The 20,932-nt window shown below is 73.5% G+C and carries 18 protein-coding genes, 1 tRNA gene and 1 riboswitch; of the genes, 10 read left to right on the top strand and 9 right to left on the bottom strand.

Annotated features, from left to right (window positions below):
- The first annotated feature begins 188 nt into the window (after window positions 1–188).
- From OG276_RS02155 to OG276_RS02145, 3 genes are all read left to right on the top strand, one after another.
- A tRNA-Trp gene (locus tag OG276_RS02155) sits at window positions 189–264 on the top strand.
- Between the two features lie 88 nt (window positions 265–352).
- Window positions 353–862 carry a GNAT family N-acetyltransferase gene (locus tag OG276_RS02150; RefSeq protein WP_266902116.1) on the top strand — a complete coding sequence of 170 codons (510 nt, stop codon included), beginning with the start codon at window positions 353–355 and terminating at the stop codon, window positions 860–862.
- Window positions 863–902: 40 nt separating this feature from the next.
- A complete protein-coding gene (locus tag OG276_RS02145) occupies window positions 903–1,811 on the top strand; it encodes an aldo/keto reductase (RefSeq protein ID WP_266902114.1) in 909 nt (302 codons plus the stop codon).
- A gap of 51 nt (window positions 1,812–1,862) precedes the next feature.
- Here the strand turns inward: OG276_RS02145 and OG276_RS02140 are convergent, their stop codons facing one another.
- Window positions 1,863–2,315, bottom strand: a complete 453-nt coding sequence (locus OG276_RS02140) for a hypothetical protein (protein WP_266902112.1) — start codon at window positions 2,313–2,315, stop codon at window positions 1,863–1,865.
- A 184-nt stretch (window positions 2,316–2,499) separates the two neighbouring features.
- Between OG276_RS02140 and OG276_RS02135 the strand changes: the two genes are divergently transcribed.
- From OG276_RS02135 to OG276_RS02115, 5 genes are all read left to right on the top strand, one after another.
- Window positions 2,500–3,582: a helix-turn-helix domain-containing protein gene (locus tag OG276_RS02135; protein ID WP_266902110.1), complete on the top strand. Its 1,083-nt coding sequence runs from the start codon at window positions 2,500–2,502 to the stop codon at window positions 3,580–3,582.
- Window positions 3,583–3,593: 11 nt separating this feature from the next.
- Window positions 3,594–3,731, top strand: a riboswitch (cobalamin riboswitch).
- A 37-nt stretch (window positions 3,732–3,768) separates the two neighbouring features.
- Window positions 3,769–4,761: an ABC transporter substrate-binding protein gene (locus tag OG276_RS02130; protein WP_266902108.1), complete on the top strand. Its 993-nt coding sequence runs from the start codon at window positions 3,769–3,771 to the stop codon at window positions 4,759–4,761.
- On the top strand, window positions 4,758–5,813 hold the full coding sequence (locus tag OG276_RS02125; protein ID WP_266902106.1) for an iron ABC transporter permease: 1,056 nt from the start codon (window positions 4,758–4,760) through the stop codon (window positions 5,811–5,813). The genes OG276_RS02130 and OG276_RS02125 overlap by 4 nt, the downstream gene beginning before the upstream one ends.
- Window positions 5,810–6,610, top strand: a complete 801-nt coding sequence (locus OG276_RS02120; RefSeq protein WP_266902104.1) for an ABC transporter ATP-binding protein — start codon at window positions 5,810–5,812, stop codon at window positions 6,608–6,610. The genes OG276_RS02125 and OG276_RS02120 overlap by 4 nt, the downstream gene beginning before the upstream one ends.
- Window positions 6,588–8,132 carry a PE-PGRS family protein gene (locus OG276_RS02115; RefSeq protein WP_266902102.1) on the top strand — a complete coding sequence of 515 codons (1,545 nt, stop codon included), beginning with the start codon at window positions 6,588–6,590 and terminating at the stop codon, window positions 8,130–8,132. The genes OG276_RS02120 and OG276_RS02115 overlap by 23 nt, the downstream gene beginning before the upstream one ends.
- A 64-nt stretch (window positions 8,133–8,196) precedes the next feature.
- On the opposite strand, the gene OG276_RS02110 is transcribed toward OG276_RS02115, so the two are convergent.
- The 6 genes from OG276_RS02110 to OG276_RS02085 all read right to left on the bottom strand — a co-directional run bounded on the left by OG276_RS02110 (window position 8,197) and on the right by OG276_RS02085 (window position 16,099).
- Window positions 8,197–8,586, bottom strand: a complete 390-nt coding sequence (locus OG276_RS02110; RefSeq protein ID WP_266902100.1) for a VOC family protein — start codon at window positions 8,584–8,586, stop codon at window positions 8,197–8,199.
- A 171-nt stretch (window positions 8,587–8,757) separates the two neighbouring features.
- A complete protein-coding gene (locus OG276_RS02105; RefSeq protein ID WP_266902098.1) occupies window positions 8,758–10,374 on the bottom strand; it encodes a N,N-dimethylformamidase beta subunit family domain-containing protein in 1,617 nt (538 codons plus the stop codon).
- An 84-nt stretch (window positions 10,375–10,458) separates the two neighbouring features.
- Entirely contained in the window at window positions 10,459–12,852 is a 2,394-nt protein-coding gene (locus OG276_RS02100; protein WP_266902096.1) for a polysaccharide lyase 8 family protein, read from the bottom strand.
- A 99-nt stretch (window positions 12,853–12,951) separates the two neighbouring features.
- A complete protein-coding gene (locus OG276_RS02095) occupies window positions 12,952–13,797 on the bottom strand; it encodes a sugar phosphate isomerase/epimerase (protein WP_266902094.1) in 846 nt (281 codons plus the stop codon).
- Window positions 13,794–14,951 (bottom strand): dihydrodipicolinate synthase family protein, encoded by a 1,158-nt coding sequence (locus OG276_RS02090; protein ID WP_266902092.1) that lies wholly within the window; start codon window positions 14,949–14,951, stop codon window positions 13,794–13,796. Before OG276_RS02090 ends, OG276_RS02095 begins: the two co-directional genes overlap by 4 nt.
- On the bottom strand, window positions 14,948–16,099 hold the full coding sequence (locus OG276_RS02085) for a Gfo/Idh/MocA family protein (RefSeq protein WP_266902090.1): 1,152 nt from the start codon (window positions 16,097–16,099) through the stop codon (window positions 14,948–14,950). The genes OG276_RS02090 and OG276_RS02085 overlap by 4 nt, the downstream gene beginning before the upstream one ends.
- 213 nt (window positions 16,100–16,312) lie before the next feature.
- Between OG276_RS02085 and OG276_RS02080 the strand changes: the two genes are divergently transcribed.
- Window positions 16,313–17,425 (top strand): LacI family DNA-binding transcriptional regulator, encoded by a 1,113-nt coding sequence (locus OG276_RS02080; protein WP_266902088.1) that lies wholly within the window; start codon window positions 16,313–16,315, stop codon window positions 17,423–17,425.
- On the top strand, window positions 17,422–18,222 hold the full coding sequence (locus OG276_RS02075; protein WP_266902086.1) for a sugar phosphate isomerase/epimerase: 801 nt from the start codon (window positions 17,422–17,424) through the stop codon (window positions 18,220–18,222). Before OG276_RS02080 ends, OG276_RS02075 begins: the two co-directional genes overlap by 4 nt.
- Here the strand turns inward: OG276_RS02075 and OG276_RS02070 are convergent.
- Both OG276_RS02070 and OG276_RS02065 read right to left on the bottom strand, forming a co-directional pair.
- Window positions 18,210–19,202: a hydroxyacid dehydrogenase gene (locus OG276_RS02070; protein ID WP_266912469.1), complete on the bottom strand. Its 993-nt coding sequence runs from the start codon at window positions 19,200–19,202 to the stop codon at window positions 18,210–18,212. The genes OG276_RS02075 and OG276_RS02070 overlap by 13 nt on opposite strands.
- Window positions 19,203–19,569: 367 nt before the next feature.
- On the bottom strand, window positions 19,570–20,700 hold the full coding sequence (locus OG276_RS02065) for a substrate-binding domain-containing protein (RefSeq protein WP_266902084.1): 1,131 nt from the start codon (window positions 20,698–20,700) through the stop codon (window positions 19,570–19,572).
- Between the last annotated feature and the right edge of the window lie 232 nt (window positions 20,701–20,932).

The following is a 20,932-nucleotide window of genomic DNA, read 5'->3' as shown; positions in this document are numbered from 1 at the left end:
GCGGACGTCAGCCGGACCGGCCGCGGCGGGATGAGCCCCTTCCGGTATCGCCCTGACCAGCGAAGACGGTCCGCCCATCGACGGGGTCGGGTCCGCCGGCGCCCGCACCCCGGGAGGAGACTCGTCGCGTTTGATCACCGAATTCAGTGGATCTTCGGCGTGCGCCATGGCATGGTTGGTCTCACCGAAGGGGCGTAGCTCAGTTGGTAGAGCACCGGTCTCCAAAACCGGTTGTCGTAGGTTCGAGCCCTGCCGCCCCTGCCAAGTTCGCGTAGGTGTTTCATCGAAAGGGACCCCGGGAGATTCTCCCGGGGTCCCTTTTCGCTTGCCCCCGGGGCGTAGCCTCCCTTGGGTGACGAAGATCGTGACCTATGTGGAGATGACCGACCCGAGTCAGCTCGTCCCCGGCGCTCCGGTCCCGGGCTTGCGGCTCGTCGCCGTGGGCGAGGACCTGTCGCAGGTGCCCGACCTGATGGCAAGGATCGGCGCGCCGTTCCAGTGGCGCAGTGCCCGCCGCGGCCCACAGGAGTGGCAGGCGTGGTTCGCCGAGCATCCGGGCCGGACGTGCTGGCTGCTGACCTTGGCGGACGAGCCGGCCGGCATGGTCTGCTACGACCTCCATCCGGGCGCCGACGTCGAGATCAGGACCTTCGGGCTCTTGCCGGAGTTCACCGGGAAGGGGCTCGGCGGCCACGCGCTGACGCTCGCGATCCGGCAGGGCTGGACCCTGGTGCCGGGCGTGCGCCGGGTATGGCTGCACACGTCCTCGGGCGACCACTCGAACGCGCTGCCCAACTACCACCGCCGAGGGTTCCAGACCTTCAAGACCGAAGAGGACGCGTCGGATTCGGGCATGCCTTAATCAATGGCAGGCCGGCCGGGTGCGCGGACATGATCGCGCCATGACCTCACAGACGATCACAGCAGCGGCATCCGGCACCTGGACGCTCGGCGACCTCACGGTCAACCGGATCGGCTTCGGCACGATGCGCCTGACGCAGCACGGTGAGGCATTCGCGGCCGGGGCGGTTCCGCGGGACCGCGACCAGGCGATCGCCGTACTGCGCCGCGCGGTCGAGCTGGGCGTGAACCACGTCGACACCGCCGCGTTCTACTTCTCCTCGTCGCGCTCGGCCAACGAGCTGATCAACCGGGCACTGGCCCCCTACCCGGACGAGCTCGTCATCACCACCAAGGTCGGACCGGGCCGCGACCCCTCGGGCCAGTGGCTGCCGCACGCCGCGCCCGAGCAGTTGCGCGGCCAGGTCGAGGAGAACCTGCGCCAGCTCGGCCGCGACCACCTCGACGTGGTGAACCTGCGCATCGTCGGCAGCGACTCCATCGCCGAGCGCTTCGGCGCACTGGCCGACCTGCGTACGGCCGGACTCATCCGGCACCTGGGCCTGTCCAACGTCCGCACCCACCACCTCGCCGAGGCCCGGAGCATCGCACCGGTGGTCTGCGTCCAGAACATGTACGGCATCGGAGCGTCCCCCGAAGAGAAGGAGCTCCTGGACATCTGTGGTGAGCAGGGGATCGCGTTCGTGCCGTTCTACTCGATCGCCGGAACCGGACGCACCGCCGGCGCCACCACCGGACCGAGCCGTGAAGTCCGCTCCGTCGCACGCGCCCACGGCGTGAGCGCAGCCCAGATCCGGCTGGCATGGACCCTGCACCAGGGCTCCCACGTTCTGGCCATCCCCGGCACCGGCGACCTCGGCCACCTGGCCGAGAACGTCGCCGCCGGCTGCCTGCGGTTGTCCGAGGGCGAGCTCGCGACCCTGGCCGCTGACCGGTACGAGACGGCATGAGGCGGTGGCCGACCGGCCACCGCCCGGATTCCGCCCCGCCCTCGGAGGGGCTCAGTAGGTCGGGCAGAGGTTGGCCTGAACGGCCGCGACGATCAGGGCGGACTTGACGGGACCGAAGCCGTCGGGGTGGTTCGGGCCGATGAAGCGCTGGTTCGCGCCGGCCAGTCGCTTGGCCGGGTCCTTCTCGCCCTTGATGGACTGGCACTGGTCGAGACCGCGCGAGACGGCCTTGTCGTCCTTGCCGTTGACGATCTCGGGGTCGATCGCGTCGAGCGCGGCCAGGTAGGCGGCGCGCTGCGCGGGTGCGGGGCTCGGCGGGAGGCCGGTGTCGGGGCGGGCCGCGCTCGGATCGGCGCTGGGCTTGCCGCTCGGACCGGTGCTCGGCACGGTCGAAGCCGGGGCGGAGGTCTTGCCGGGGGCCGGAGCGTCGGAGTCGCTGCCGCACCCGGTGAGGGCGAGGAGTCCGGCGCCGGTGAGGGCGATGATCACATGGTGTCTGCGCATCGGGTCATGATCGCCCGGGTCCGGCACCTGTGGGGCCGCTGTCACCGGGCTGTGACACGGCCCGGCCTCGGCCGTCCCGTTCGGATCGTGCCGGTCGGGTCCGCGCCGTCCGGTGCCGCACCCCGGCGCGCTGCCGGGCGGCGCGGACCGGCACGATCCGAACGGGACGGCCTAGCCTGGGGTAATGACTGCCACCGCCGGGCGCGAGCCCCGGTCCGACCTGCGGGACTTCCTGCGTTCCCGCCGAGCCCGGATCGGCCCCGAGGCGGTGGGCGTCGCCGCTCATCCGGGAAGGCGGCGCGTGCCCGGGCTGCGGCGCGAGGAGGTCGCGCAGCTCGCGGGGGTCAGCGTGGACTACTACACCCGGCTGGAGCAGGGCCGCACCCTGCACGTATCCGCCGAGGTCCTCGACGCCGTGGCCCGTGCGCTGCGGCTCGACGCCACCGAGCGGTCCCACCTCTTCGACCTGGCCCGGCCGCAGCGGTCCCCGGGGCGCGCCGCCGACTCGGCGGGCGGCGGCCCGGGCCCCGCGGGAACCGACGGACCGCAGCGGGTCCGGGCGGGCCTCTACCGGGTGCTGGACGCCCTGGACGACGGCACCCCGGCGATGATCATGGGGCGCCGGCTCGACGTCCTGGCCGCGAACCGGCTCGCGGAGGTCCTCTACGCCGACTTCGGGGCGCCCGAGGGGGACGGGCTGGAGGGGGACGGGCCGGAGGGGGACGGGCCCGAGGGGGGCGCGGTGGGGGCGGACGCTGTGAAGTCGGGCGCCGCGGAGCTGGACACGGTGGAGCTGGACGCGGTGGAGTCGGGCGTCACAGTGGGGTCGGGCACACCGGGCCAACGCGGCCGCAACCTCGCCCGGTTCCTCTTCCTCGACCCCGCCGCCCGCGCGCTCTTCGCCGACTGGGAGAGCGCCGCGCGCGGAGCCGTCGCCGCGCTGCGCTTCTACGCCGGCCGGCACCCGTACGATCCCGCGCTGAGCCCCCTCGTCGATGAACTGGCCGCGCTGGACGCGGACTTCCGCCGCTGGTGGGCCGGGCACGACGTGCTCGAACACACTCATGGCACCAAGCGCTTCCGGCACCCCGCCGTCGGTGAACTGGCCCTGGAGTACGAGTCCCTCACCTTCCCGGACGACCCCGACCAGACCCTCTACCTCTACACGGCCGAGCCGGGATCACCCTCCGACGAAGCGCTGCGGACCCTCGCCTCCCGGCCGGCGGGAGCGGCGCGGGCGGCCGGCGCGGGGCACCCGAGGCGCTGACGCCCCGCCCTTCTGGCAGACTGGGCCGCGTTATCCAGGCGGTGCAGGACAGGAAACCGGTGCGAATCCGGTGCGGTCCCGCCACTGTGACCGGACACCCCCGCGCGGGGACCCGGGAGTCAGACACTGACGCACCGCCTCTTTCGGTTCGACCAGGGGACGCGGATCCCCCGGAGAGGCTTCACCATGTCTTCGTACCCCCGTGCGCTGCTGCGCGCGCTCCTGCCCGTCCCCCTCCTGATTCCGCTGGCCGCGTGTGGGGGATCGCCCGCCGCGCAGGACGCGAAGGCGGCGGTGGGAGCCGCGCCCGGCTTCCCGTACACGGTCACCAACTGCGGTGTCACCAGCACCTATCAGGCCCCGCCGCAGCGTGCGGTCGCCATGAACCAGCACGCCACCGAGATCCTCCTGGCCCTCGGGCTGGAGGGGAAGACGGTCGGCACGGCCTACCTGGACGATGCCGTACTGCCCGCCTACCGGCCCGCGTACGACAAGATCAAGGTCCTGGCGAAGGAGTACCCCTCCAAGGAGATCCTCCTCGGCGCCAACCCCGACTTCGTGTACGGGGGTTACTCCAGCGCCTTCGACAAGGCGCAGGGCCGCGACCGCGAGGGACTGGCGAAGTCCGGCATCAACTCCCGCCTCAGCGTGGAGTACTGCACCGAGGGCAAGGTCGGCCTCGACCAGCTCAGGACCGAAATCACCGAGGTGGCGCGGACCTTCGGCGTTCCCGAGCGCGGCGAGCGGCTCCTCGCGGACGAACGGCGCCGCATCGAAGCCGTCAGCGCACGCGTGAAGGACCGGGCCAAGCCCGCCGTCTTCGTCTACGACTCGGGCGAGGCCTCCGCCTTCACCTCGGGCGGCAAGGGCATCGGCAACGAGATCGTCGCGCTGGCGGGCGGGACCAACGTGTTCGCCGACCTCGACGACACCTTCGGCGACGTGTCGTGGGAGAAGGTCATCGAGCGGAAGCCCGAGGTCGTCCTCATCTACGACTACGGCGGCACCACCGTCGAAGCCAAGAAGCAGCGCCTGCTGAACGACCCGGCGCTGGCCCAGGTACCCGCGATCAAGAACCGGCGGTTCGTCGTGCTGCCGCTGTCCTCCGCCGTGCTCGGAGTCCGCATCGCCGACGCCGTCGAGTCGCTGGGCGGCCAGCTCCACCCCGACGCCGCGTGAGGCTGCGGGCCGCCGGCGCGCTCACCCGTACGCCGGTCGTACTGGCCCTGCTCGCCGTCGCGCTGGCAGCGTCGGCCCTGGCGGGGCTGGCCCTGGGACCGGTACGGATCCCTCCGGGTCAGGTGCTCGACATCGTGCTCGCAGGGCCGGGGCCCGGCGGGGGAGCGGGCGCCTTCGGAGCGATCGTGTGGGACGTCCGGATGCCGCGCGTCCTGCTCGGGGCCGTCGTCGGCGCGGGACTCGCCGTCGCGGGAACCGTGCTCCAAGCCCTCGTGCGCAATCCGCTCGCCGACCCGTTCCTGCTCGGAGCCTCCTCCGGGGCCTCGGCCGGAGCCGTGCTGGTCATCGTCTTCGGCGCCGGGTTCCTCGGCTTCGCGGGCGGCGCCGCCGTACCGCTCGCCGCGTTCGCCGGGTCGATGGGCGCGCTCGTCGCCGTCTACGCGATGGCCCGGCGCGGCGGCGCCATGACCACCGGCCGGCTGATCCTCGCCGGAGTCGCCGTCCAGTACGTGCTGTCCGCCCTGACCAGCCTGATCCTGGTGCTGGCAGCCCACCCCGACCAGATCCGCAGCGTGCTGTTCTGGACCCTCGGCGGGCTCGGCGGTGCACGCTGGGGCGAACTCGCCCTGCCCGCCGGCGCCCTGCTCCTGGGCACCGCACTGCTCGTCGCCCTCGCCCGGCCGCTCGACCTGCTGCTCGCGGGGGAGGAGGGCGCCCGGACGCTCGGGCTGGACACGAGCCGGTTCCGGGCCGCCGTGTTCGTCCTCACCTCGCTCGTCATCGGCGTACTGGTGGCCTACAGCGGGGCGATCGGCTTCGTGGGGCTGATGGTGCCGCACGCCGCCCGGATGGTCGTCGGCGCCGGACACCGGGCGCTGCTGCCCGTGGCCGCCCTGGGCGGGGCGGTGTTCCTGACCCTGGCCGATCTGATCGCCCGTACCGCCGCCGCACCGGAAGAGATTCCGGTCGGCGTGGTCACGGCGCTCGTCGGCGGGCCGTTCTTCCTGTGGATGCTGCGCAGGTCCACCCGTACCGAAGGGATCGTGGGATGACGGCCGGGGCAACGGAACTCGCCGTCGAGGCCGTGCGTTACGAGATCGACGGGCAGCCGCTGCTGCACGGGATCGACCTCACCGCCCGCCCCGGCGAGACGGTCGGAGTCGTCGGCCCCAACGGCAGCGGCAAGACGACACTGCTGCGCTGCGTCTACGGCACCCTGCGCCCGACCGGCGGGCGCGTCCTGCTGGACGGCGTGGACGCGGCCTCGCTGGGCGTCAAGGACCGCGCCCGGCGGGTGGCGGTGGTGCCCCAGGACGCGGCGGGCACCTTCGGGCTGACCGTGCGCGAGGTGGCGGCCATGGGGCGCAGCCCGCACAAACGGTTCTGGGAGCAGGACGGACCGGACGACGTGCGCCGCGTCGCGCGGGCCCTGGACACCGTCGGCGCGGGCACCCTCGCGGGCCGCCGCTTCGACGGGCTCTCGGGCGGCGAGCGCCAGCGCGCCCTGGTGGCCCGCGCCCTCGTCCAGGACCCCGGCCTGCTCGCCCTGGACGAACCGACCAACCACCTGGACATCCGCTACCAGCTGGAGATCCTCGGCCTGGTCCGCGCCCTGCCCGCCACCGCCCTGCTGGTCCTGCACGACCTCAACCTGGCGGCGATGTACTGCGACCGCCTGTACGTCCTGGCGGGCGGCCGCGTGGCCGCCTCGGGCACCCCGGCCGAGGTGCTGACGGAGCCGTTGCTGGCCGAGGTCTACGGGGTCCGCACCCGCGTCGGCACCCACCCGACGACGGGCGCGGTCAACATCGTCTACCTTCCGGAGGATGGGGACCGAACGGGGTACTGAGACGGACGTGACGGCGGGTTGGGAAGACCTGGAGTTCGGGGAGGCGGTGAGCCGGCGGCTGCGCCAGGACCGACGGGAGGGCCTGAGCATGAACCGGGCCGCGCCCGACGAGATCCTGGTGGGGCTCCTCGGCATCAGCGACCAGCTGCTGTACCGCGCGGACCTGCCGCAGGCGGTGGTGGAGGCCGCGATCGCGCACCCGGACCGGCGCGTGCGCGGCAGCCTCGCCGAGCACCGGGGCGTCACGCTGCGGTTCCTCAGGACCGGCACCCGGACCTGCGTCACCCTCACCACCGAACAGTGGTCCCGGCTCGTGCGGGGCGAGCCGGACGACCGGCGCCGGTACGGGCTGGCGTACCTGGCGGACGCCGCCGGGGGCCTGCTCACCGAGGACGTGTACGAAGCGCTGGCGGCGGCCCGCTCCGACGAGGCCCGGGCGGACGCCGCGAGCCTGCCCCGCATGCCGCACCGGCTGCTCCGGGCCCTGGCCGCCGATCCGGCGGCCACCGTGCGCGCGGCGGCGGCCGAGGCGGGCTGGGCGGATTTCGACGAGGCGATCCGGGCCCGCCTGGCCGAGGATCCCGCCGAGGTGGTGCGGACGGCGGTCGCGCTGGCCCGGCACGAGGAGGCCCCGGTCACCTGCGAGCTCTTCGACAGGGCGAGGGTGACGTTCGACCTCGTCGAGACCAGACGGCTGGACCGGGACCTCGTACAGCGCCTGAGCGGGAGCCCGGACCCCACCTGGCGGAGGTTCCTCGCGGAGAACCCGTACCTGGAGCCCGGCCAGGTCGCCGTACTCGCCGCCGATCCGGATCGCTCCGTACGCCTCGCCGTATCGCTGCGGCCCGAGCTGACGGAGGACGAACGGGCCGGCTTCCTGCCGGGCCTGGAACTGGACGCGATGCGCCGCCCCGCACGGTGGGTGATGGACCTGCACGGTGATCCCGGGGCGATGCGGCGGATCGCCGGATCCGTGCATCCCGTGCTGCGCGGCAGCGTGGCGATGGCCCGGCGGCTGCCGGCCGATGTCGTGGAGCGGCTGGCCCGGGACGAGGACCGGACCGTGCGGCTGTTCCTCGCGGAGCGGTGCGACGACGCCCCGGCGGACATGCTGCTGGAGGTCTTCACCTGGTGGACCGGCAGCTTGTCCACGCCGAACCGCCCCTACGGCCACCCGAACTTCCCCGGCCGGAACCTGCTCCGCTACGCCGAGGACCCCCACCGGCGGCTGCGGCAGCTCGCGCTGGACGACCCGGACTCCACGGCGGAGCTGGTGGAACGCTTCAGCCGGGACGAGGACGAGGAGGTCCGGGCCCGGGCGGCGACCGACCCCCGGCTGTCCGGGGAGTCGGCGCAGCGGCTGCTCGGGGACCCGTCCCCGTCGGTCCGCCGGGAAGCCGTGGAGCATCCGCGGCTGCCGGTGCCCGCGCTGGTCGCGCTCCTCGGCGACGAGCGGACGGCGGGAGCGGCGGCCCGGAATCCGGCGCTGCCGCTGTGGGTCATGCGGCGCATGCTCGACTGAACGCCACCGCGGTGTGCACGGGATCCGGCGGCGGGGCGTGCGAGTCCCCGCCGCCGGGCCGGTCCTACTCCTTGAAGCCGCCGTACGGGACGGTGATCAGTTCCATGCCGTGGCCCGAGGGGTCCTCGAAGTAGACGCCCCGGCCGCCGTCGTTGTGGTTGATCTCGCCGGGGCGCTGCCCGTGCGGATCGGCGAAGTAGGTGATCCTCGCCCGCTTGATCTTCTCGAAGGCCTCGTCGAACTCGGCCTCGGAGACGAGGAACGCGTAGTGCTGCGCGGTGATGGACTCGGCGGGGATGGTCGCGAAGTCCAGGGTGACGCCATTGGCGATCTCGATGGGGATGAAGGGGCCCCAGGGGGCTCCGACCTCCAGGCCGAGGAAGTACGCCAGGAACTCCGCCGACTCCCGGTGGTCACGGGAGTGGATGATCGTGTGGTTGAGCTGAACCGTCATGAGTGGATGCCTCCGAAAGGCACGTCCCGGCACCTCCATGCCTCACCCAGCCGGTGACCGACACGCGATGCCGCGACATGATCATAAACAGCCCCTTCGGGTGGAGTCCAGTGCGATGTGGGTGGGGCCCGGCCCCCGTACGGCGGGGCCCGGCCCCCCGTACACCGGGCCCTAGCCCCCGTACACCGCCCTGACGTTGTCCTGCGCCGGATGCGTCCGTCCCGCCGGGCCGGCCGCGAAGGCGCGGAGCAGGTTCTCCGTCACCCGGGTGGTCAGGGCGCCCGAGCGGGCGTCCAGGCCGTGGTTGGCTCCGCTGCGGCCGTCGCCCTTCGCGTCGAGGGCCTCCACCCAGCGCATCGTCCCCGTCGCGAAGACGGCGGCGCCGCTCGGCGTCGTGTAATACGCCGTGTCCTGGTGGCTGGGGCGGCCCTCGCAGACCACGGGGGAGTGCGCCAGGATCTCGATCGGGCGCGGGGTGGTGAAACCGGTGTTGACCTTGTCGTACTCCACGCCGACCAGGTGCGGGAAGCTGTCGCCGGCCTTCGCGCCGGTGCCCTCGAAGAGCCAGTGGCCCGGGTGCGTCACCACGTACGGGGCGTCCACCGGGTAGCCGTCGTAGATCACGCCGAGCAGCGTGCTCTCCGGGTCGGCGGCGGGCGGCGACCGGAAGTCGACGGTGGCCGGGTGGCCGCGCTTGAAGCCGGGATCCTGCTCGTAGGAGGACTTGTAGCAGACCACCGTACGGTCCGGCCCGAGCTCGGAGGCCTCCAGCCGGATCCGGCGGTAGCAGCAGTTCGCGCCCAGGATCGCGATGTTGGTGCCCGCGTCCCGGGCCGCCGTGACGTGCGCGCGCTGCTCGGGCGACCAGTACTCGTCGTGGCCGAGGGAGAGGACCGCCGAAGCACCCTCCAGCAGCCGCTTCTCGCGGGCCAGGTCGGTGGTGGTCGTGTACGCCAGGGGGATGCCGAGCCGCTCGGCGAGCGCGAGCAGCGGAGCCTCGTACACCAGGAAGAGGCCCGCGCCGTCGTCGTACTCGTAGGGCCGGTCGAAGGTCACGGCGAGCGAGCGCGAGGCGTATCCGCCGCTGGGGCCGTCGTAACTGCCGTATCCGCCCCAGCGGTTGTACGCCTGCCAGGTCGCCACCGCGTTGACCACGACGGTACGTCCGGTCGTGGCGGCGGACCGCACGGTGACGGGGACGAACCGCTGGCCCTCCCCGCCCTGCGCGTCGAGGCGCAGCAGATAGCAGCCCTCGGGCCAGTCCTTGGTCTCGACGGTGGTGCTACGGGCCCACCGGGTGCGCACCGTACGGGTCGCGGTGTCCACCGTGTGGTCGGGCTGGCGCACCCCGGGAAGGGCCTCGGAGCGCCAGACCAGGCGGGCCCGGGCGCCGCCGTACCAGCCCATGCGGTAGGCGGAGACGGTGAACCGGGGCGCGGTGGTGGAGACGTGCAGGCCGAAGGACTCGCCGGGCAGCACGCTGACCCGGTCGGTGAAGCCCTCGATGGCGCGGGCCGGGCCGGCCTTGGCGACCTGCCAGTCGGCGTTCCCCGGGCGGGCGTTCTCGGCCCGGACGTCGAAGCCGCGCGGCCCCTCCTGCTTCTCCGGGGGACGGGACGGATCCCGGCTCTCGCCGGGCCCCGCCCCGTCCGCCTCCCCGGCGTCCCCGTTCGCGCAGCCGGCCACGGCTCCCAGCCCGGCGGCGGTGGCAGCCGCCCCCGTCGCCAGGGCGAGGAACCGCCGCCTGCCCGCGCCTTCGCCGTCCCCGGATATGTGCTCCTGATCCATGCGGGTCACGCTATGTCACCCTGTGGGCTCCGCTTCGATCGCCCCGCGGGGGGTCCGGAGATCGATCAGGAGAGCGTCCGGAGGTCACCCCAGCTTCACCTTCACCACCTGGCTCGCCCCCTCCAGGGCCGTGAGGCTGCCGAAGCCGAGCCGGAGGGTGCTCCCGGTGCTCGCCGAGGCCAGGCTCGCCGGCTGGGACAGCACCTGGGTGACGGGCCGGTTCCACACGAGGGTCAGTGCCGACAGGGTGCGGGTCGGGTCCGAGACGCAGACCACGGCCGTGCCGTCGCCGGGCTCCCGCACCGTGACCGAACACGGCGCGCTCGCCTGCAGGGCGCCGATCGTCGCGGGCTGCCAGAAGTTCACCCCGGTGAAGCCGAGCGAGCCCACCGTCACCCCCTGGGCGGTCGGGTTGTTGGAGAGCACCGTGAGCCAACCGGTGGCGGCGGACCGGGCCGAGGTCTGGGCCGCCGAGGCGCCCGGCATCAGCTGGTAGACGTAGCTCCCCGCGGCCGGGTTCGTTCCGTGGTCGTACCAGAGGGTGAGGTAGCGCCGGGTGAGGACCGCGGTGGAAGCGCTCCGGTTGATATCGCTCCACCGGCCGGTACGGGCCTCCCGCAGTGCCCGGAACGTGCCCGAACCGGACATCACATAGCCGCCGAAGCCCGCCAGGTGCGCCCAGCCGGGCCCGGGGAAGGAGGCCGTCCAGCCCAGCGTGGCCGGCTGGACCGTGCCGCTCACGGTCAGGGCGTGGGCGCCGGTCGCGCCCAGGTTCCGGTTGTCGATGACCGTGTCGACCGCGGCGCCGTCGGTGGAGCTGATCCCGGCGCCCAGGCAGACCACCGTGTCATCGAGGAAGAACCAGGACTTGCGGGCCGTGAGGGTGCTGCCCAGCCCCTTCAGGTGCTGGCCCACCGAGGCGAACTCCCCGTCGGTCGTGCCGCCCACCCAGGTGACGTCCGGCCGGGACGCGCCCCAGTCGCCTCCCGCTCCGTCGGCCAGCGCCTTGCGGGAGGCGGTGGTCCCGGGCAGCCGGTACGGATTGACCGTGGGCCAGAACGCGTCCGAGTACTGGCCGTTCCCGGAGGTGGAGCCCCACCAGGAGAGCATGCCACTGCCCGTGTGCCAGCCGCGCAGGTTCTCGCCGTTGCCCGTCTCGTAGTGCGTGATCCGCTTCGAGGCCATGGACAGGGAGGCCGCCCAGGCCGGTCTGCGGTGCGTGGCCCGGTCCATCGAGGGGAACAGCCGGTGCGCCACCGGCTCGGGCAAGGCCGTGACCGCGGCGTCCGACGAGACTTCGGAGAGCCGGGCCAGGGACGACAGGCTCTGGGTGGCGTCCGACAACGGGGGGCTGTAGTAGTCCCGCGCCGTCCAGCCCTTGACCAGACCGCGCCAGCGCGTCCGTTCGCCGGCGGACGCGCCCTCGGCGAGGAGCAGGATCGCGGCGAGGACGGAGTGCCCGCGGGTGTGGTCGTCCAGCTGTGCCTGGAGGGGATCGGCGACCTGGACCCCCCGGCTGGGGGCCCGCCCCGAAACCGCGTCCATCATCAGCCCGTTGTAGAGGAACGGCGCCCACGCGTGCTCCACCGCGTCGAAGACGATCTGCGCGCCGGGATCGGTGACCTCCCACGCCGTCCCCTTCAACAGGCCGAACAACATGCCCAGTCCGCCGAGCATGACCGAGCCGTACGAGCCCGTGTACGCGACGTAGGTGTGCTGGATGAAGGAGCCGTCGCGGTAGAGCCCGTCGCCGGAGGTGACGTACGGGAACACCGGCGTGAGCGCGTCCCGGGCCAGGGCGATCTTCGCGTCGTCACCGCCCACCACACCGCGCAGCGCGAGCACCCGGCACAGGTCCACCCGGTTCGCCCCGGTGCTGGTCCCGGAGTACGAGCCCACCGTCGAATCGGGGACGAAGTGGTCCACGGCGGCGCAGTATCCGGCGAGCTGCGCCGCCGACAAGTGGCCGTACATCAGGACGACGGTGTCGAGCAGCGCCTGGGGGGCGCCGATCTGCCAGCACCACCAGTTTCCGTACCGCGCCTGGCCGGCGTTGTAGACCTGGGCGTGGAGGTGGTCCAGCCCGGTCAGTACGGCCGTGCGCAGCGCGGCGTCGCCGGTGAGCCCCGTCCCCGGTCTGACATAGGCCTCGGCCATGCTCCGCAGCCGGTAGTAGCTCTGCGCCATCCACTCGGGGTCGGAGGTGAAGACCTGGTCGGGCCAGAGCGAGCCGGTGGCCGGGGCCATCGAGGAGCGCCACTGGCCGGCTTGCGTGCCCAGCGCGGTCAGCCGGGTGCGGAAGGGCTCGGCCGTGGGGGAGGACACGGTCCCCAGGACGAGGCCCTGCCACACCGCGCGCATGGCGGCGTGCACAGCGGTCACCGTCCCGGCGGTCGCCGGGAGGACGGGGGTGCCGAGCAGCACCACGCTGCCACCGACCGCCGTGAGGAAGGCACGGCGGCTCCACACATCTGTCATCACAGTCTCCTTTGACTGAAACGCTGCATCGCCTGAAAAGCTGCATCGCTTTTAAAGCTGTGGCCCCCGTGGTTTTCGGTTCACGCACCCCCCTTCACCTCATGCGACGTGCTCGCGGTAGCGGTCGATCACCTCCCGCAGCACTTCTTCGCCGTCGCGGGCCCACAGCCCGGGATGGAAGATCTCCACCTCGACCGGCCCCGAATACCCCGCGGAGTCGGTCAGCTCCCGGAAGGCCCGCAGATCGATCGAGCCGTCGCCCAGCTGTCCCCGGCCCAACAGCACGCCCTCAGGGAGCGGCGTCACCCAGTCGGCGACCTGGACGGACACGATCCGCCCGGCCTCACCGGCCCGACGCACCTCGGAAGGCAGCCGCTCGTCCCACCACAGGTGGTAGGAGTCCACGACCACCCCCACCCGCGACGCCGGGAACTCCTCGGCGATGTCCAGGGCCTGACCGAGGGTGGAGACGACACAGCGGTCCGCCGCGTACATCGGGTGCAGCGGCTCGATCCCCAGGCGCACCCCGTGCCCGGCGGCGTACGGGACCAGGTCGCCGAGGATGTCGACGATCCGCCGCCGGGCTCCCGCCAGGTCCCGGTCCCCGTCCGGCAGGCCTCCCGAGACCAGGACCAGGGCGTCGGCGCCCAGTTCGGCGGCCTCCTCCACGGCGCGGCGGTTGTCCTCGAGGGCGCTCGCGCGCCCCACCGGATCGGCGGCGGTGAAGAAGCCGCCCCGGCACAGCGAGCTGACCCGCAGTCCGGCGTCCGCGACCAGCTTCGCGGCCTCCCGGACCCCGAACCGCTGCACGGGATCGCGCCACAGCCCGACCGCTCCGACCCCGGCGGCGGTACACCCGGCCACCAGCTCGGGGAGCGACCACTGGCGGATCGTCTCCTGGTTCAGGCTGAACCGGGCCGGCGACGGCGTCGTTGCCGGGCTCATGACGCCACCCCGTGCAGCGCGAGCAGCCGGCGCATCCGGTCCTCGGCGAGCTCCGGGTCGGGGAACAGGCCGAGATCGTCGGCCAGTTCGTAGGCGGTGGCCAGATGGGGGAGCGAGCGGGCCGAGTGCAGTCCGCCCACCATCGCGAAGTGCTCCTGGTGTCCCGCGAGCCATGCCAGCAGCACGACCCCGGTCTTGTAGTAGCGGGTGGGCGGCGCGAACAGGTGCCGCGACAGGGGCACCGTCGGATCCAGCAGCTCCCGGAACCCGGCCGTGTCGCCCTGGTCGAGGGCGAGGGCCGCCCGCGCCGCGATCGGGGCGATCGGATCGAAGATGCCCAGAAGGGCGTCGCTGGCCAGCTCGCCGTCGCCGGCGATCAGCTCCGGATAGTGGTAGTCGTCGCCCGTGTAGCAGCGCACACCCGCCGGCAGCCGCCGCCGGATGTCCACCTCGCGCGCCGCGTCGAGCAGCGAGACCTTGATGCCGTCGACCTTCTCCGGATACTCGGAAATGATCTTCAGGAAGACGTCCGTGGCCTCGTCCAGGTCCGCGTGACCCCAGTACCCCTCCAGCGCGGGGTCGAACATCGGCCCCAGCCAGTGCAGGACCACCGGCCGCGAGCTCTGCCGCAGCAGCCTCCCGTACACCTCGGAGAAGTCCTCCGGGCCGCGCGCCGCCGAGGCCAGAGCCCGGGAGGCCATCAGTACGGCCGTCGCCCCGCACTCCTCGACCAGCGCCAGCTGCTCCTCGTACGCCGCGGTGACCGCGGCCAGGGAATGCGTGGTGTCCGCGGCCAGCTGGTCGGTGCCCGCGCCGCAGACGATCCGGCCGCCCACCGACCGGGCCTCGGCGGTCGAACGGCGGATCAGCTCCGCCGCCGCCGGCCAGTCCAGGCCCATCCCGCGCTGCGCCGTGTCCATGGCCTCGGCGACTCCGAGGCCCTGCGCCCACAAGGTGTGCCGGAAGGCCAGCGTGCTTTCCCAGTCGATCACCGGGCCGGATTCGGCCGAGGCGGAAAGGGGGTCGGCCACCACGTGCGCGGCCGAGTAGAAGGTGCGGCTGTGGGCCGGGCCGCAGGTGAGCGGCGCCAGTGGAGCGGTGACCGGCGCGTGCAGGCGCAGCGCGCCGTCCGCCGAGGGGAGCCGGATGCTCACAGCGCCACCTCCGGGACCACCAGCCGCCGTCCCTCCGCGGAGGAGCGCAGCCCGAGGTCGGCGAGCTGTACCCCGCGGGCCCCGGCCAGCAGGTCCCACTGCCAGGGTTCGTCCCGCACGACATGGCGCAGGAACAGCTCCCACTGGGCCTTGAAGCCGTTGTCGGCGGGGTTGTTGTCCGGGACCTCCTGCCATTGGTCGCGGAACGTCTCGGTCAGGGGCAGGTCCGGGTTCCACACCGGCTTCGGCGTCGTCGCGCGGTGCTGGATCCGGCAGCCGCGCAGCCCGGCGACCGCCGAGCCGTGCGTCCCGTCCACCTGGAACTCGACGAGCTCGTCGCGGTTGACCCGGACCGCCCAGGAGGAGTTGATCTGGGCGACGGCGCCCCCCTCCAGCTCGAAGATCCCGTACGCCGCGTCGTCCGCGGTGGCCTCGTACGGCTTGCCGTCCTCGTCCCAGCGGCGGCCGATGTGGGTGCGCGTCAGCGCCTGCACCGTGCGGACCCGGCCGAACAGCTCGTGCAGCAGGTACTCCCAGTGCGGGAACATGTCGGCGACGATGCCGCCGCCGTCCTCGGAGCGGTAGTTCCACGAGGGGCGCTGGGCGGACTGCCAGTCGCCCTCGAAGACCCAGTATCCGAACTCCCCGCGGACGGACAGGATCTCGCCGAAGAAGCCGCCGTCGATGAGCCGCTTGAGCTTCAGCAGGCCCGGCAGGAACAGCTTGTCCTGCACCACCCCGTGCTTGACTCCGGCCGCGTCGGCCAGGCGCGCGATCTCCAGCGAGGACTCGAAGGTGAGGGCGGTGGGCTTCTCGCAGTACACGTGCTTGCCGGCCGCCACGGCCTGCCGTACGGCCGCCTCGCGGGCGCTGGTGACCTGGGCGTCGAAGTAGATCTCCACCTCGGGATCGGCCAGCACCGCCGACAGGTCCGTGCTCACGTGCTCCAGGCCGTGCCGCTCCGCGATGGCCCGCAGGGCCTCCTCGCGGCGCCCGACCAGCACCGGCTCCGGCCACAGCACCGTGCCGTCGCCGAGGTCGAGCCCGCCCTGCTCGCGCAGTGCGAGCAGGGAGCGGACCAGGTGCTGGCGGTATCCCATCCGCCCGGTGACGCCGTTCATGGCGATCTTGATCGTCTTGCGCTGCACGGTGTCCCCCTCCTTCGTCTTGTTGCGTGTTCTTTGTGTCTCGTGACGGAGAAGGCTGCATAGAAAGCGCTTTCTCTTCGATCAGGCTAGGGCCGCGCACGGTCGCGGTGCAAGACTCTTACGGGTGATAGAAAGCGCTTTCTTCATCGGCGAGTATGGAGATCCACGCGCCGGGTGAGACGATGGCCCGGGACGGATCGGAAGGAGGGGATGATGGCGGTCACACTCGCCGAAGTGGCGGCGCACGCGGGCGTATCGCCCGCCACGGTCTCGCGCGTACTGAACGGTGGATACCCGGTGGCGGGCGGCACCAGGACCCGCGTGGAGCGGGCGATCGAGGACCTCGGCTACATCGCGAACGGCCCCGCGAGGGCCCTCGCCGCGGCGACCTCGGATCTCATCGGAGTCCTCGTGCACGATGTCGCGGACAGCTTCTTCGGGATCCTCGCCGGATCCCTGCAGAGCGCCCTGGGCCCCGGCGGCCAGGGCGGCGCACGGCGGCTCGCCGTCGTCTGCAACACCGAGGGGGCCCCCGCCGCCGAGCTGGACTACCTCGCCCTCCTGGAGGGCCAGCGGGCCGGAGGGGTCGTCCTGACCGGCGGCGCCGTGGAGGAGCCGGAGCACACCCGGGCGCTCGCAGCCCGCCTCGCCCGCATCGCGGCCACCGGCGCCCCGGTGGTGCTGTGCGGGCGGCCCCCGCTGCCCATGCCCGCCGGACTCCCCGTCGCCACCGTCATGTTCGACGACCGGGGCGGCGCCTTCCGGCTCACCGAGCACCTGCTGGCGCTCGGCCACCGGCACATCGCCTACGTGGCCGGCCCGCCCGGACTGAGCACCACCCGGGAGCGCCTCGCCGGACACCAGGACGCCCTGCGCGACCACGACCCCGCACTGCCGGCGCACTGCGCAAGCCTCACCGTGCACGCCGGGTTCGAGCGCTCCGCCGGATACGACGCCACCCGTGAACTGCTCCGCCGCGGAGCGCCCTTCACGGCCGTGGCCGCCGCCAACGACACCGTCGCCACCGGGGTCGCCGCGGCCCTGCGCGAGGCCGGCCTGCGGATACCCGAGGACGTCTCCGTCGCCGGCTTCGACGACCTGCCCGTCTGCGTCGACACCGCCCCCGCCCTCACCACCGTCCGGGTGCCGCTGCGGGAGGCCGGGGTGCTCGCGGCCCAGCTCGTCACGGGCCGCAGAGCACTGCCCCCCGGCGGCATCACCACGCTGCCCGCCGAGCTGATGGTGCGCGCCTCCACCGCGCCGCCGCCCGCCGCCGGACCGCCCGCCGCCGGACCGCCCGCGGCCATCGGAGGGGGCCGTCCGTGAAGTACGCCTTCTCCACCCTCGGCCTGCCCGGCACCCCTCTGGAGCGCAATGCGGACCTCGCCGCCACGCACGGCTACGAGGGCCTCGAACTGCGGGCCCACCCCGAGGAACCCCTGCACCCCGACAGCCCCGCCGGCGACCGTGCGGCCGGCCTGCGCACGCTGACCTCCGCCGGCGTCACCGTCCTCGGAGTCGCCGGCTACGCCCGGGTGGCCGCGCCCGGTCCCGACGAGCCGGTCCTCGCCGAGATCCACGCCCTGGTCCGGCTCGCCGCCGACCTCGAAGCCCCCTACGTACGGGTCTTCCCCGGCGGCGGTGACCTGCCCCCGGCCGAAGCCGACGGGCACGCGGTCCGCAGGCTCCGGGCCGCCGCGCCCTTCGCCGAGCGGCACGGGGTCCGGATCCTGCTGGAGACCCACGACTCGCACCGCACCGCGACCAGCACGGCCCGGGTCCTCGACCGGGTCGCGCATCCGGGCGCGGGCGCGCTGTGGGACGTACTGCACACCTGGCTCGGCGGCGAGTCGCCGGCCGAGTCGAGCCGGACCCTCGCCGGGCACCTGGGGTACACGCAGGTCAAGGACGTGGCGTCCGCGCACGAGCTGACCCCGCTCGGGCTCGGCGGGGGAGCGCTGCCCCTCGCCGAGGCGGTGGCCCTCCTGCCGCCGGGGGGCTGGCTCTGCTGGGAGTACGAGAAGCGCTGGTATCCCGGCGCCGGCGAACTGCCCGAGCGGCTCGGGCCGGGCCGGGAGTACTTGGAGCGGCTGGTCCGCGCGACGGACCGTCAGGCCGAGTAGCCGAGCCGGTCCCGGTCGACGGCGTGGCGGAAGCCGAGGCCCGAGGCGTAGCGCTCCAGTTCCCCGACGGCCGAAGCCGCCAGCCTGTCCAGCTCCCCGCCCAGGGAACCGGCCACGTGCGGGGTGAGCAGCACATTGGGCAGGTCGTACAGCGGGGAGCTCGCGGGCAGCACCTCCGGCTCGGTGTGGTCGAGCACGGCGTGCAGCCGCCCCGAGACCAGTTCCCCGGTCAGCGCCGCGGTGTCGACGAGCGAGCCGCGCGCGGTGTTGACGAGGGTGGCCCCGTCCGGCATGAGGGCCAGCCGGGGCGCGTCCAGCAGCCGTCGGGTCTCCGGCAGTTCGGGAGCGTGCAGGCTCACCACGTCGCTGCGGGAGAGCAGTTCGTCCAGGGCGACGGCCTCGGCGCCGAGGGCGGCGAGCTCGGCCGGATCGGCGTACGGATCGTGCACGAGCACCCGCAGGTCGAAGGGGCGCAGCAGTTCCAGGACGCGCCGGCCGATGAGGGAGGCGCCGATCAGCCCGACGGTGCGGCGGTAGTTGCCGACGGCGGGATAGTGCCGCAGCGGGTCGACGTGGCCGCGGGCGGCCCGGTAGGCGTGCGCGGAGTCCAGTACCCGCTTGTTGGCGAACAGGATGGCGGCGAGCGTGTACTCGGCGACCGGCAGGGCGTTCACGGCGGCGGAACTCGACACCAGCAGCCCCCGATCCCAACAAGCCTCGGTCACATGGTGTTTGACGCTGCCGGCCGCGTGCACGACCGCCCGGAGCTCCGGCATCAGCTCCAGCGCCCGTGCGTCCAGCACAGGACAGCCCCACCCGGTGAACAGGACCTCGGCCACGGCCAGCCGCTGCCGCACGGCCTCCTCGCAGGAGGCGGCGCCGAAGTCGGTGACGAGCAGTCCGGGGTCCACATCGGCGACCCGGACCAGCTCCGGAAGGATCCGTTCTCCGAGGACGGCGGCCCGGGTTCCCGGGCTCATGGCGAGCACGGTGACCGGCCTGCGGGGCGCGGCGAGGGGGGAGGGGACGGAGTCGGAGGCGGGGTGGGTCACTTGACGGCTCCTGCGGTGAGATCCGAAGTCCCGATGGTCACAAACCCCGGCCGCGGCGCCGGGAACGACACGGGGGCGGGAACGGTACGCGGGCGGGAACGGTACACGGGCGGGAGCGACCCGGTCCCCGCGTGGGCGGATGGGACCCGGGGCCGCCGCTCCCCAAAGAGGCGGCCCCGGGGCTGGTTGCGAGCCTCATCCTTTTGTGCGGACGATCATGTCGTCAAGACCGAATCCGCATTTCGATCGAAACGCGCAGGAGGGGCGAGCGCTCGGGCCCCGCATCCTCCCGGGACTACGGCCGGACGGTCAGCCGGGGAAGCAGGTCGAGATGCTGCCGCGGCCCCTCCCGCCCCGCCCCGCGGTCCTCCAGCCGGTCCAGCAGCATTCCGGCCGCCCGCGCCCCCACCTCGCGCTTGGCCGGCGCCACCGCCGACAGCGGTACGTCGGCCAGCTCGGCCACCTCGTCGTCGTACGTGATCACCGCCAGGTCCTCCGGCACCCGCACCCCCCGCGCCTGGAGCCGCGGGATCAGCATGATCGCGTCCGTGTCGCTGTGGATCAGGGCGGCGGTCACCCCCCCCTCCGCCACCGCCGCGCACAAGTAGTCCAGGGTCCGCGCGAACGCCTCCGCCTCCGCGAGCGGCGCCGCTCCGGCCGCGGGCCACGCCGGAGCCGGCTCCAGACCGAGCGTGGCCACGGCCGCCGCGTAGCCGGTCCGCAGCCGCCCCGACGTCGGGGTCTCCCGGCTGGCCAGGGCGATCCGCTTGTGACCCAGTTCCGCCAGGTGCCGCACGGCCCGCGCCGCGCCGTCCGCGTGGTCGGAGGTCACCCGGTCCAGGGAAGCCGCGGGATGCCCCGGCGGGGCCCACCGCTCCACCAGGACGGTGGGCACGGGCAGTTCGGCCGTCCACGCCCCTTCGCCGGGTCCGGCCGCCCCGGCCGCCCAGTTCGGGGTCAGCAGCAGGCCGTCGGCCCCCGTGGACAGCAACCGGTCCGCCTGCGTGCGGTCCTCGCCCGCCAGATACCGCGTCAGCCCCACGGCGAGCCGCGCGCCCCGTGCCTCGACCACCTCGCGGGCCCCCCGCACGACGTCGGCGAAGTAGTACTCGGTGGTCGGCACGACCATCCCGATCACCAGCCCGGCGCCGCCCCGGCCCGTGGCGGCGGCCGCGGCCGTGGCCGCGTCGGAGACCGCCTGCGCGCCCGTGGAGCCGGTCTCCGCGCCCACCGAGTCGGACTCCAGCCGGCTGATCACCCCGTGCATCCGCCGGATCTCGCCCCGCGCCGCCATCGCCTCGACGTCCCGCCGCAGGGTGACGGGGGAGATGCCCAGTTCCCTGGCGAGGTCCGCGACGCGGGCACTGCCCCGGGCCCGGACGAGGGAGAGCACCTGGGCCTGGCGCTGGTCGACATGTGGTCTCAAGGATCCCCCTGCGGTCTGCGTCGTCCGTGGTCCGTGGTGCGTCCGCGTGGTGCGCGCGCCGCTCGATTCCACCACAGAAAGCCGAAACGATCGATTCGATCGAATCGGGTCAGCCGGTCAGCCGGTCAGCGACGCGACGAGCACAGGGGCCACCCGTCCCAGCCGCCCCACCCATCCCACCCGTCCCGCCCGTGCCGCGGGCCCGTCCCGTCCCGCCCGGTCGGGGAGACCG

The sequence above is a fragment of the Streptomyces sp. NBC_00086 genome (assembly GCF_026343255.1).
Taxonomy (GTDB): domain Bacteria; phylum Actinomycetota; class Actinomycetes; order Streptomycetales; family Streptomycetaceae; genus Streptomyces.
Note: the sequence above shows the minus strand (reverse complement) of the source record. Positions and strands in the feature narration are given on the sequence as shown.

What these genes read in the sequence shown, in the direction of transcription:
- OG276_RS02115 (WP_266902102.1), top strand. Translation starts at nt 6,588, where the DNA reads ATGGGGACCGAACGGGGTACTGAGACGGACGTGACGGCGGGTTGGGAA.
- OG276_RS02080 (WP_266902088.1), top strand. Translation starts at nt 16,313, where the DNA reads ATGGCGGTCACACTCGCCGAAGTGGCGGCGCACGCGGGCGTATCGCCC.
- OG276_RS02095 (WP_266902094.1), bottom strand. Translation starts at nt 13,797, where the DNA reads ATGAGCCCGGCAACGACGCCGTCGCCGGCCCGGTTCAGCCTGAACCAG.
- OG276_RS02120 (WP_266902104.1), top strand. Translation starts at nt 5,810, where the DNA reads ATGACGGCCGGGGCAACGGAACTCGCCGTCGAGGCCGTGCGTTACGAG.
- OG276_RS02145 (WP_266902114.1), top strand. Translation starts at nt 903, where the DNA reads ATGACCTCACAGACGATCACAGCAGCGGCATCCGGCACCTGGACGCTC.
- OG276_RS02070 (WP_266912469.1), bottom strand. Translation starts at nt 19,202, where the DNA reads ATGAGCCCGGGAACCCGGGCCGCCGTCCTCGGAGAACGGATCCTTCCG.
- OG276_RS02135 (WP_266902110.1), top strand. Translation starts at nt 2,500, where the DNA reads ATGACTGCCACCGCCGGGCGCGAGCCCCGGTCCGACCTGCGGGACTTC.
- OG276_RS02105 (WP_266902098.1), bottom strand. Translation starts at nt 10,374, where the DNA reads ATGGATCAGGAGCACATATCCGGGGACGGCGAAGGCGCGGGCAGGCGG.
- OG276_RS02140 (WP_266902112.1), bottom strand. Translation starts at nt 2,315, where the DNA reads ATGCGCAGACACCATGTGATCATCGCCCTCACCGGCGCCGGACTCCTC.
- OG276_RS02110 (WP_266902100.1), bottom strand. Translation starts at nt 8,586, where the DNA reads ATGACGGTTCAGCTCAACCACACGATCATCCACTCCCGTGACCACCGG.
- OG276_RS02130 (WP_266902108.1), top strand. Translation starts at nt 3,769, where the DNA reads ATGTCTTCGTACCCCCGTGCGCTGCTGCGCGCGCTCCTGCCCGTCCCC.
- OG276_RS02100 (WP_266902096.1), bottom strand. Translation starts at nt 12,852, where the DNA reads ATGACAGATGTGTGGAGCCGCCGTGCCTTCCTCACGGCGGTCGGTGGC.